This is a genomic window from Mucilaginibacter lappiensis (genome assembly GCF_900155965.1).
GTDB classification, from domain to species: Bacteria; Bacteroidota; Bacteroidia; order Sphingobacteriales; family Sphingobacteriaceae; genus Mucilaginibacter; species Mucilaginibacter lappiensis.
In genome coordinates, this window is the sequence record NZ_FTMG01000003.1 from 495,846 (window position 1) to 508,488 (window position 12,643).

General features: G+C 42.9%; 8 protein-coding genes. All 8 read right to left on the reverse strand.

The features are described 5' to 3' along the window. Positions 1–48: 48 nt before the first annotated feature. Positions 49–258, reverse strand: coding sequence for a hypothetical protein (locus BW976_RS09380; RefSeq protein WP_076372717.1), 210 nt, complete (start codon positions 256–258; stop codon positions 49–51). Positions 259–335: 77 nt separating this feature from the next. Next, positions 336–2,288 carry a sialate O-acetylesterase gene (locus tag BW976_RS09385; protein WP_076372718.1) on the reverse strand — a complete coding sequence of 651 codons (1,953 nt, stop codon included), beginning with the start codon at positions 2,286–2,288 and terminating at the stop codon, positions 336–338. A 228-nt stretch (positions 2,289–2,516) separates the two neighbouring features. Next, on the reverse strand, positions 2,517–3,782 hold the full coding sequence (locus BW976_RS09390) for a glycoside hydrolase family 27 protein (RefSeq protein WP_076372848.1): 1,266 nt from the start codon (positions 3,780–3,782) through the stop codon (positions 2,517–2,519). A gap of 288 nt (positions 3,783–4,070) precedes the next feature. Further along, entirely contained in the window at positions 4,071–5,645 is a 1,575-nt protein-coding gene (locus BW976_RS09395; RefSeq protein WP_076372719.1) for a glycoside hydrolase family 43 protein, read from the reverse strand. 44 nt (positions 5,646–5,689) lie between these two features. Continuing rightward, the gene (locus tag BW976_RS09400; RefSeq protein ID WP_076372720.1) at positions 5,690–7,801 is read right to left on the reverse strand and encodes an alpha-L-arabinofuranosidase C-terminal domain-containing protein; all 2,112 of its coding nucleotides are present in this window, start codon (positions 7,799–7,801) and stop codon (positions 5,690–5,692) included. Between the two features lie 160 nt (positions 7,802–7,961). Then, positions 7,962–10,118, reverse strand: coding sequence for a glycoside hydrolase family 3 C-terminal domain-containing protein (locus BW976_RS09405; protein ID WP_076372721.1), 2,157 nt, complete (start codon positions 10,116–10,118; stop codon positions 7,962–7,964). A gap of 87 nt (positions 10,119–10,205) precedes the next feature. Further along, positions 10,206–10,514, reverse strand: coding sequence for a hypothetical protein (locus tag BW976_RS09410; RefSeq protein WP_076372722.1), 309 nt, complete (start codon positions 10,512–10,514; stop codon positions 10,206–10,208). A 300-nt stretch (positions 10,515–10,814) separates the two neighbouring features. Further along, positions 10,815–12,602, reverse strand: a complete 1,788-nt coding sequence (locus tag BW976_RS09415; RefSeq protein WP_084192134.1) for a family 43 glycosylhydrolase — start codon at positions 12,600–12,602, stop codon at positions 10,815–10,817. Positions 12,603–12,643: the final 41 nt, after the last annotated feature.

Here is a 12,643-nt window from a genome sequence, read left to right on the forward strand (position 1 = left end):
TCAATCGCCTCAACTTCGCCTGCATCCAGCATAGCTTACAGGCCGCTTTTATCCGCGTCGTTGATAATTATACTGATCGCTGCCTTCCTCGTATATCCCTCTACCGTCGCTTAAAATACTTGGATCCGGATAATCTCCCTTAAAGATGGGATTAGTAAAATAACTATCCCCTTTTTTACCGCGGGTAGTTTGTGCAAATGCCAGAAAACTCAACATTATAAATGGCATTACTGCCATGAAATTCATTATTTTGTTCATTCACGCATTTTTACTGTTATGTTATTGAATGCTTTGCTGTTTTCCTCAACCCGCTATTTTGGGGTTTGTAAACCAAATCACTTTTGGGTAATTCCCTTCCATTCATCTGTTCTGAAGGGCACGGCCGGCAGGCCTTCTTTGTTAACAAGGTTACAAACGGGATTGTCGGCCCAAGCGTAACGTACGGCTACGGGTATATTTACCTTATCCGAACTAACTATCACCTTACCTCCTTCGATCCTGGCCGATGCCCAATAGAATTTTTTATCATCTCCGGCAATCACAAATCCTTTTAGTGAAGCTGCATCGCGGGTTGCAAGTCCCGAACCTGTATCGGTAAACCTTATAATTATATCTTTCCCTTTGATAACGAAGTTTTTATACATAGGCCCCGAGGAGATAACATCTTTCCCATATACTTTTTTTTTCGCTATCAGCGCCAGCCTGCGTCCTACCTCCTGTTTATTTGTCGGATGAATACTGCCTGCATCGCCGATATCTATTATGCAAGCCATACCTGTATTGGGTTGTAACAGTGTTAGTGTTTGCGCTTCTCTCAATTCAGCCCATTCACTTTCAGCAGGAAGCGGATCTTCTTTTTTGAAGTTTGCCAACTGAACATATAAAAAAGGAAGATTACCCCGATGCCAGCGTTGTCGCCAGTCGTTGATCAACATTGGAAATAATTCCCTATAGCGGTAAGCCTCCGAATCATTCGCCTCTCCCTGGTACCAGATAACCCCTTTGACCCCAAAAGGAATTAACGGATTAATCATGGCGTTAAACAGCACCGCTGGGTAATTTTGGTAATTGTGGATTTTAGGAATGGCCGGTTCAACATTTATTTTATACAACCATTTCCCTGCTAAAGAGATCTTAGAATAACCATCAGTAATATAAATATCTTCGGCCGGAGGGTTCAATCCGCCGCCGCCCCACAGCATAGCCATTCTTATGGCAATGGTATTTTCCCCGTTTTTAACCAGACCGGCCCTAATGGTATAGGATTGCTTTGAATTGCTATTCCAAATTGTTTTACATATTTCGGTACCATTAAAATAAAGGGAGTAATTCATTTCAGGGTGACCAACATTCAGCACTAACTCTTTTCCTGCAAAAGATGTGGGTAGCACAATTTTTTTGCGTAACCAAATCATCCCTTCATATTTTCCGATCCCAAAATCCTTAACCAAGCGGGGCATCTCAACCGCGGTCCAGCCAGAATCATCATATTCCGGTAAGGGAACGGTCTTATCGGTATTGCCCTGGGGATGATAAACGATGTCCCAAAACCGTATCATATTTAAGCTGTCTTTTACAACATCATTTTGAGTCAGCGTATCACCTGCAAGCATTTTTGCCCTGGTAGCAGACGATGTAAGCTGCATTTCCCGGCTTGTCCATGTCTGTACCGGCGTTCCACCCCAGGTACTTTGAATGATCCCGATTGGAACGTTTTGTTCTTTATGTATTTTGCGGGCAAAATAATAGGCCACGGCAGAGAACTGCTTTACATTATTTGTGTCGCATAGTTTCCATTTACCCCCTAAAAAATCAGATTGAGGAGTAAACTTAATATCATGTTCTACCAAAAGAAAGCGAATTTGCGGAAAATCTGCTTTGGCAATTTCATTCGGAGCATCCCGCGCCTGCTGTACCTGCCATTCCATATTAGATTGACCAGAAGCCAGCCAGACATCTCCGATAAGGAGCCCCTTTAGTTTGATCGTGGATTCCGGCTTTCCTGATTCAGAAATCTTGAGATCATAAGGGCCGCCTGCCTTGAACTTCGAAAAATGCAACATCCATTTGCCGTCTTTATCGGTTTTTGCTTTTGCACCTACTTTACCAAGCGTTGCAACAATCAAGGAACCTGGAGTTGCGCTACCCCAAACAGGAATTTTTATGCCTCTTTGCAAAACCATATTATCGCCAAATACTTTTGGCAAAATTACCTGGGTATAACCGGATGTTTGAAAAAAGTGAAACAGTGTAAAAAACACTAATAATATCCGTTTGATTATTTTCATTGTTTTATTCGAATAGCGTGACTCTGATATTGTTGTTCGTTAATTCCTTAGGCTTTATTTTCCCGGGAAATGGAATATGTTATAGGAAAAAAGTCAAAGTCAGCCGCTCCCCCTATATTTTTTGTACCATAATTAAACAAAGCAAAACGATAGCCCATTGTGCTCATACAACCCTGTATCATAATACCAGCACCCAATGCAAGAGCATGTATTACCACTAAGATAATTTTAATTAAGCAACGATAGTTTTAACAAAGCGGCCCCGTGTGTATTGATTATTTTTTTATATCCTTTTTTAAAGGCACCTACATCTTCTTTTTCCCAAAGGTTCCGAACGGCTACCCTTCCGTTCAGGCCAAGTTGGGCAAAGTTTACCTCCACATCCTGCGGCTGTGCCGCCAGGTTGAATAAAGCGACATAAATATCCTTGCTATTGGGCACGTGCGAATACCAAACCATTGCATCATTAGTTTTGTATAACTGGCGCGGTTCAGTCCCATATTGGTTAACTGCTATCACCTCATCGTTTGTAAACAGTTTCAATTCCTGTTCCCTGTTTTCGGGCAGGTTGCCGCCCAAAATTAATGGTGAGCGGAAGATGGTCCAAAATGTCATGTGCGAATACTCCTCGTCTTTTGTAAAACGGCTATAACGTTCGGCACCTACAGGGCCCCGTTTTGACAACTTGCCTATCTGTATCATATCACAATCGGGCCAATGGCCGGGCCCGCCAACGCCTTCCCATTGTTTGCCATAATTAAACATTTCCAATACTGCATTCCACTCGTCCCAAAAGTCATCGGCCACCCGCCACATATTAGCATTTTGTTTTACGTTATCAGCTTTATCAACAGGCGTAGCCCCCGGTGATGTACTGAACACGATGGCCCTGCCGCAATTATCAATTGCTTTGCGGTAGCCCTCAACCTCCGCAGTGCTATAAGGCCTTGATAAGTCATCGACCTTAATAAAATCAACGCCCCAACCGGCATATAAGTTCAATATTGAATTCAGGTATGCCTGCGCACCGGGTTTAGCCATATCCAGGCCATACATGTGGTTATTCCAGGTGCATTTTGAATTAGTATCGGCTATCATATCAGCAGTTATGCCATTGGTGCCCATTACGGGTGATTTTGCCCATACCGCCTGGCGTGGGATGCCACGCATTACATGAATACCAAATTTCAACCCCAGCGAATGGACATAGTCAGCCAATGGCTTAAACCCCTTACCTCCAAATGCCGACGGAAACTTATTTGTATCAGGGGTTAGACGCCCCCATTGGTCCATTGTTAGCCAGGGGCTATATGAGCCATCTTTAAGTCTTTTTTGAAACGGGTCGCCACTTCGGCTATCAAAGGACCATAAAAAATCCACCACTATATATTGCCAGCCATGCGCCTTCAGGTTTTGCGCAACGTAATCAGCATTTGCTTTTACCTCATCCTCATGAACCGTCATACCGTAACAATTGTAACTGTTCCATCCCATAGGGGGGGGGGTTAGCGCAACATTCGTATTTTGCGCCTTTACAGATGTACAAAAACTAAATACTATTAAAAAAGTTAAGATTTTCCAAGTTGTGGTCATCTATCGGAGATTTATATTATAAATAACACGTAACTGGTTGCATCGAACGACTTATTAGTGTTTGTGATAACTGGTTTTACGCTTAAATCATTAATTTCTTGCTTACTGCATCCTGTTAATGTCAGGATGCCTAATATATAATTTAGAGTTTTTTTCATAAAAAATGGTTAAGTGTTAATTTAATGCGCCTTATTTTTCCGGGGAAATGGAATCTGTTATATGAAAAAAGTCAAAGTCAGCCGCTCCCCCTATATTTTTTGTAGCATAATTAAACAAAGCAAAACGATAGCCCATGAAATGCGGGAAGGTATAGGCCATTTTTAATTGTGTACCCAATGGGATCCACGTTTTCCCGTCCAGGCTATAAAAAAAGTTTGCCACGTCTTTTCTGTTCGTAAAATTGCATTCCGCCTTAAAGTATACTACCTTTTGGTTTAAGGGGATTTTCTGTGCTTCTAAGGGTTTTCCGGTGCTTGCATTGATCATCACGACAGCTTTGCTATCCCCGGTTATTTTGACACCTACCAACCCGTAATTTTTTTGCAAAAGGCCCAAACCCGCAAAATCACCATCTTTCATATTAGAAACGTCGAGCGAAACAGTCCCGGAGCATACCGGGCCGATAGTGCGTTGTGTCAATGAATTTCGAGCCGTCAGGAAATCGGCATCGATCCTGCCGGTGGTGAGTCGTAAATACCCTTTCCGCGCGGTAACAGACCACAAGCTATTATCCGGGTTATGGTTCCATTGCCAAATCAGTGGTAATGCACGTTCACCTTTTTTACGGGCAAACTCGTCTGAAGCGGCGATGCCCGGGATCAAACCTTTACCGGCCGGCAGATCGAGTGTTTCAGGCACTTTGCCGTTGATACCCAAAACGGGCCATCCATCCACCCACTTTACAGGGACCAAATAGGGAATACGGCCCACTGAGCCATAATCGCGAAACAAATAAGCATACCAGGCCCCATTTGGCGCTTCGACCAATCCGCCTTGCGCCACACCCAGATCCTGGAGGCCAATTCGTCCTTCGTACGGGCCGGTGATTTTATCTGCCCGGTGTATGATAACAGTGCGCATGCTGCCCTTTGGCCATGTAATATTGAAAAGGTAATATTTGCCGTTTATCTTGAACAGCTGAGAGTCCTCGGGACCGAGGCCGGTACCGCCCGAAGGCTCGCCTGCCTTTTTAATTATAATTTTGTCCGTTCCGCCGAGTTTTATACCGGAAAGATCGTTCTTTAATTCAACTAACCTTAAATCTCCGCTCCCGCTAATCATATACGCTTTTCCATCATCATCAAAAAACAAGGAGTGATCACCCAGGTCGGGGGCAAATGACCTGGCTTTCCACGGACCTTTTTCGATATTTTTAGTACTGTAAATGTGCGTTTTATTGGTATTTGCAGAAAATGTGCTTACATAATAGGTGCCATTATGGAAACGAATAGAACTTGCCCACGACCCCTGCCCATATGCGTTTTTGCCATTTGTGAGATTTAATGCATCAACGTTTCCTAAAGTATCATATGCATAACCCACCGTCTTCCAGGTCACCAGGTCGTTCGACTTCATAATCGGTACACCGGGACTCATGTGCATCGTTGTGCTGCTCATGTAATAGCTATTGCCTACACGTTCTATTGATATGTCTGGTACATCTGCATAAATAATAGGATTAGTGGCTTTTTGTGCATATAAACACGGCGCTATAAGCATGATAATTAAGGCCGTCATCCATAACCTGTAAATCGCATTTCTCATATTGACATTTGTTTTTTTATCCTGGTATTCTTACCTGGTTTTAATTACTTAGTTAACGTATTTATTTGAAGCACGCTTACTGAATATGGATCGAAAGTCCTTGTAAATTTAGCGCCGGCCACTTTTATTTTGGAGGTAACCGGAACTATTTTTACCGGATCGCTGATCGTGTTCGTATCTTCGGGGTTATCACCTTTTATTACCACGATAATACCTTCGGGAGAAAACTTTCCGGCCCCCTTCAAATCAATATCAACCTTTTGCGGCTTTCCTGTTGCATTTACTACTTTAAGAAACAGTTTTCCCGTTTTGGTGTCCTGGGTAGCTACATAAAACATGGCTGGTATAGGTTGGGGCATTTTATTGGCGGCACTGTCCTGTTTGGTGGCAGGCCGCGTTTGGGTTGGTATATTGGCGCCCGCTATAGGCACCACTTTATTGCCGATATAGCTATTAAACATTACTTGTACATAGTACGAGGGCGAACCAAAACTTGTCAATGCATCATAACCTATCAGGTTTGACTCCCATTGCCATGCTTTCGGCGCGGTTGCGGTAGTCTTATTTACATTTGCAAATAAAGGCGCGTAGCATGAGCGGATAACGAGGTCTGAGTTACGTTCCATACCGGTCATCCAGGCGGCATCACCCAGGGCAGCATTCAAATTGGTGGTGGGCTTGCCTTCCGTTGTTGCCCATTCACCTACAAACACTTTATATCCATTGCGATCGTAGTTATCATAATGTGCCGCATCCTCTTCCATTCCCCAGGCATTGCGATAATAATGTTCATCTACAATTTCGGGCTTGCGAATTGTTAATTTACCCCTGGTCCCAAGCCAGTCCTTACCGCCGATGCTTGCAATACAATGAAGGTTGGGGTATTCGGCTTTAATACCATCAACAAACTGGGCAAAACGTCCATCGTAACTGCCAGATGTGTCAAACCCGTCTTCGTTACCAATCTCCACATAGCTGAGTTTAAAAGGCGCCGGGTGCCCATCTGCCGCACGCTTAGCGCCCCAGTACGTGTGTACATCGCCCGTAACATATTCAATTTCATCAAGCGCATCGTCTACATATGGCTTTAAAAGCGGACCTGCGTCTACATGGTCGCCATCGAGTGAATAGCCGGCATAAACGGCAAGCAGCGGTTCCATTTTCAGGTCTTCGCACCATTCTAAAAATTCAAGTAAGCCCATTCCGTCAGTCGGGCGGTAACCCCATGAGCCGGTATGACCGGGCCGCCCCTCAAGCGGTCCCAAAGTAGTCTTCCACGGAAATGCATCGGTCAATTTTGGGCCTTCAAGGAAATTACCACCGGGGAAACGTAAAAAACGGGGTTTCATATCAGCCAATAATTTCATTATGTCTATCCGGTTCCCATTCGGGCGGTTATGATAAGTTGGCGGAAATAACGAGACGAGGTTAAAATAGTAAACCCCGGTACGGTTTGTTGAAATAACAAAACGGGCGTCAGTTGTTGGTTTAACATCAGCACCGGTTATTAATTTAAGCTCATATTTTTTCCAAAAGGCGCTTTTTATCAAATTAATAACCCCCGAAGCATATACCGTTTTACCGTCATTGCTTTCTATACTTACGGTTATAGGCCCGGCAGTGTTATCAGCAATTACCGGAACTGCAGTTTTAGGTGCGGGAGCCCATTGCTCGGTCAATGGCTTACTTTCCATACCTTTAATATAAAAAGAGGCATTATAAGTTGTATTAGGCAAAACAGGTATGCCCCAATAACCTTCATTTGCAATACCGGCCCGGCCACCGCCGGTATCCACCAATAATCTTAAACAAGTGGTTAACGCGCCATTAATTGCATGGCGCCGCTCATCTGCAGGTATATAGTTGGGGTTTGCGGCAACTAATTGCATTGTAGCCTTCGCCCCACCTTCCTTGATTACGCTCCATGCTTCCGGCGTATTGGGGTTGTCTTTAAATATCCTGTTTTTGATCAGCTCGGCATACAAACCCCCATCGTACGAATGGTTGATCTCTTCGGTCATCAAACCATACAGTTGTGGACTTACATTTGCGCCGGGTTTAGTTAAATCAAGCGTAAGCTTAGGGTTTTGCGCTTTTAAGCTTGTTGCAGCGAAAAGTAACAGGCATAAAATTGAAATGGGTAATAACTTTTTCATCGTGAAATTTAATATTATTTATTGTGTTCTTTACACTTATTTTATAAGATCAACGGGGCATTTCCATTGAAAATTATTTTGGAGTTTATCGGTATTCCGGATAGCCTGTATGTCCGGTTCACAGATTTTCCATAAACCTCATACGGCTTCTGAAATGACTTTATTTAACCAAGATTTTTACTGTTTTTGAAATATGGCGTGATGAATTACCTAATTGAAGAACAAATTCACCGGCTTCAACTTTCCATGCCTTTTTTAATTCGTCGTAAAATGCCAGATCAGCAACTTTCACTCGTATTTCTACTGTCTTTATTTCGCCGGGCTTTAAAAATATCTTTTTAAAACCTTTAAGCTCTTTTTCAGGGCGCAATACCGAACAAACCGGGTCGCTTACGTACAATTGCACAACTTCGGCGCCATATCTGTCACCTGTATTTTTAATCGTAACCTTTGCCTGGATTGTTTCATCTTTTTTATAGATTGATTTGTCTGCCGAAAAATTGCTGAAAGAAAAATCAGTGTAGGAAAGACCGTAACCGAAGGGGAATTGCGGTTCTATGTTTTTAGTATCATACCAGCGATACCCAACCAGTATACCTTCTTTATAGTCAGCCGTCAGGCCTTTACCCGGATAGGTATCCAGGTTAAATGCAGGTGAATCATGTAACGAAACCGGGAAGGTAAACGGCAGCTTGCCTGACGGATTGATAACACCCTTTAATACATCGGCCAGCGCGTTACCGGCTTCTGATCCGTTAAACCACGACCAAACAACGGTATGATTTGATTTTTTAATTTCATTCAGATTATATGGCGCGCCGGCCATAATGACGATAATGGTGTTAGGATTAACGGCGCTTACCGAATTAACCAGGGCCTGCTCTCCAAAAGGCAGTTCCAGGCTTTTACGATCATGGCCCTCACTCTCATATTCACGATTTGAGCCGATACACAAAATAGCCACATCGCTGGCCTTTGCCAGCGCTACAGCCTCATCAATCAGGTGCTGATCGGGTTTATCATAGCCGCGGTTTTGTTCGTCCGTTTTACTGGCCTGGTAATTGGCTCTGTAACCTTGCGCAAAACTGATACTGGCTGTTTTGCCGAATCTTGATTTTATGCCCTCTAATGCGGTAACCTCATATTTGGCCTTTACACCCGCGCCGTAACCACCCAAGGCAAATGTCCGTACAGCATTATCTCCGATAACAGCAATGCGTTTGATTGCGCTTGTTTTTAAAGGCAATAAATGATTGTCGTTTTTTAGCAGAACGATAGATTCTGAGGCGATATCATAAGCGGCTTTCGCGTGTTCCGGAGTAACAATAGATCCTTTGGGATGATGGGTACTCATGGAGGTATGGTACATGAGCCATAAAATCCTGCTCACTTTATCATCAATCGTTTTTACCGAAACCTGGCCCGCTTTAACAGCGGCAAGCAAGGGCTGGGCAAAATACCATTGATCATACGGCCCGCTTGATCCCATTTCAATATCCAGCCCATTATTTGCGGCCGCAACCGTATGATGTGTCCCAGCCCAGTCAGACATGACCACGCCTTTAAAGCCCCATTCATTTTTCAGTACCTTATTTAATAAAAAATCATTTTCGGAGCACCAATAACCATTCACCTTATTATAGGCCGACATAACAGTATAAGCATTCCCCTGCTGTACGGCTGCTTTAAATGCCGGGAGATAGATTTCACGTAAAGCCCTTTCATCAACAATCGTATTTACGCTGTCGCGGTCAAGTTCCTGGTTATTAGCAGCAAAATGTTTTATACAAGCAGCCACATGCTGGCTTTGAATTCCTTTTACTGATTGAATAGCCAATTGGCTATTTAAATAAGGATCTTCGGAGTAATATTCATAAGTACGGCCACAAAGGGGCATCCTGCAAATATTAAAAGCAGGCGCAAGCATCACATTCTTTTTACGAGCGTTAGCTTCCTCCCCTATTACAACTCCATATTTGTTAGCCATAACCGGGTTCCAGGTAGCCGCTATTGCCGAACCATTGGGTAGGAACATGGCAGAATCAGTTGTCCAGTTAGCTGAAGCCCAATCAAAACGCTTTATTTCTTCACGCACGCCTAAGGGGCCATCATCGCATGTGAGTTCCGGAATACCTAAACGTGGCATGCCTGCCGAAGAAAACAATGCGTTGCCATGCAGCATTCCTATTTTTTCTTCGAGTGTCATTTTTTTGATGATGCTGTTGATTTTTGTCTTAAGCGCAAGCTCACTTTTATTTTGTGCCGAAACTCCTCCGGCCACGAAAAATGCCATAAAACAGGCAATGGTATATTTCATAAATTATTATTTCTTTTCTTTTTGTCGATGCTATTTATCTGCGGCCGTAATTTTCAACACATATCCACATAACCTGTAGTTGAAATCTTATTTTGAAAGGTAACGCATCCCATAATGCTCTAAACATTTTTGAGTGAACTTCTTAATAAGAACCAGGCCCTCGTTACACATTTTTTTCGATTCCGACGTTACGATAGGGTTACTGAGGAAAGTTATGTGCTCCTTAAGCAAAATACCAATCGTATCAAAATTCTCTATCAAAGCTTTAATTTCACTTTCATCTAATTCTGGCGCTTTTGAAATAATTTGATCTTCCATATTCTCTTTTTTTAACCAGGTATCATTTGTCGCGGCAATCGTCATGCGTTCAAATAGATCACTGTTGATTTCCGTCATGTTGAAAACAGAATTGTCAGAGTTAAAAAAGTGCCGGGACCTCTCGGTAAAGGCCCCAGGCATCTACTTATAAACAACTAAACTCTCTCCTATTTAATTTTTGAAGTTTAGCTCACCAGAAAAAGGTATTGTCTAATATGTTCACAGCACCACTATTCCAGAAAAAGCTTTAATCCAACATTACTGTTTATATCCTGCTTTAAGAAAGGGTTAACGGTTTCAACGAATCGGCAGTAACAGCCCGTTTTGATCGAACATCTACTTATAAATTAAATAGTATCAATAAACCAGCAACCGGACTTAATAAAATTTCCATTCATCAAACAAAAACCCCTCCCCATTAAATACAAAATAGATATTCCCCACTCCCTTAGGTATGTTCAGTTCTATTTTCTTTGAGAGCGTAGTCCAGTCCTTCGCATCACATTTAAGGGAAACAAGAGCCGGGCCTTTAAGATTATTTACATAAACATCAATTGTACCTGTTCCTTTCACCCGGGCTTCGAATTTGGCAGGAATCTGTTTGCTGAAATCGGCTCCCCGGACCATAAGACATTGTTTATCTATTTGTCCTTTGGCAACCATATTACCCACAATACCAACAGTATCGAACTGGATGTGCCCCGAAGTGCCTGCCGTGGTTTCTGCTTGCTGCAGAACGAATGGATTTAATAGGTTAGTTTGTGACGGACCTTTAAAAGTTGCGTTGACCATGGGGATATTCACACCATTGCCTTCCTTCACCGGTGCTTCTTCGATACCCACATTACGAAAACCACCCGTAGTGTTAAAATAATCCTGTAAATACATGGCATGGTAAGCAAAATAATATTTCTGGTTAAACTTGAATAAGTGAGAGTGATTGTTTGTCAAAGGACCCACGTTATCACCTACGTTTTCGCCAGGATTCTTAAAGTAATTATCGCGATATTGCCAACTATTCGGATCTAAGGGTGTTTTACTCGTCATATAAGATATGTTGCATGCGGTTGGTTTAGCAATATTGCTATAAGGCCATACAGTGCGTGCATCCCAATTTGTACAATAGCTATAAACCCAGGTTCCATTGATAAAGTTAAGGTCGCTGGCCTCATTAAAATAAGGAGCGGGTATCTTAGAAATATTGCCGGCCAAACTGATCATATCTGCTCCTAATTTGACGATTCTGGCATTATCCGGCATATATGTTGTTTTAGGCGTTCCGGCTCCAAAAACCAGCCAGCCTGTACCTTGGCCGTCAATCACAACTCCGGGATCGAATGGAACATTGACATCCACACCGGGGACAGAGCGGTCGACTATGTTCTTTCCTAATGGGTCTTTCCAGGGGCCAACGGGAGAGGTGGAAGTAAGCACGGCTGAGCCAAAAGCGTTATTGGAGTAATACAAATAGAAGTGCGTCTTACCATCTACTTCCAGTCTGGATGTAATGGAAGGCGCCCAGGACGAAGCAGTCCATGGCGCCAGCTTTGCTGTATTTATGACGCCATGATAAGTCCAGTTAACCATATCAGCGGAAGACATCATGACCAGTGAACGGATGGACTCGGCACTATTTTTCCCATCTTTTCCTACCTTCTCATACTGTTGCTGATCATTTGTGGCATACACATAAACTCTTCCATTGTATACTATAGCTGTTGGGTCGGCCGTAAACATAAAATCTAATAAAGGATTCGCATTATTGGTGAGAAGTTTCGGCGAAACTTTTGCGAATTTTGCTTCCAGATCTTGATTATCTGGCTGTGAAACTTGAATTTGCCTGGCATCACCATTCGAGGATATGATAGTCACAATCGCCTCGCGGCCAGCCCCCGTGTTGTTAGCGTTCGCAATTAATTTAAGCGTAACATTGCCCGGGCCTCCCGATGACTGACTTATGGTGAACCATGGAGATGAGACGTTGGCTGTCGCTGTCCAATTACCATTTGTAGTGATAGAAACATCAGAATTACTTCCTTCCGACTCAAAAACAATTTGCACAGAAGAAACAGTGAATTGAGGCTCAATCCCTTTCTTCTTACAGGAAAAAGAAAGCAATGGAAACAAGAATAATAGGCCTAAAAATATACCGTGACCCTTTTTCATATTATTATATTGTTCATTTTTGTTATTTTATTTTATCTTTT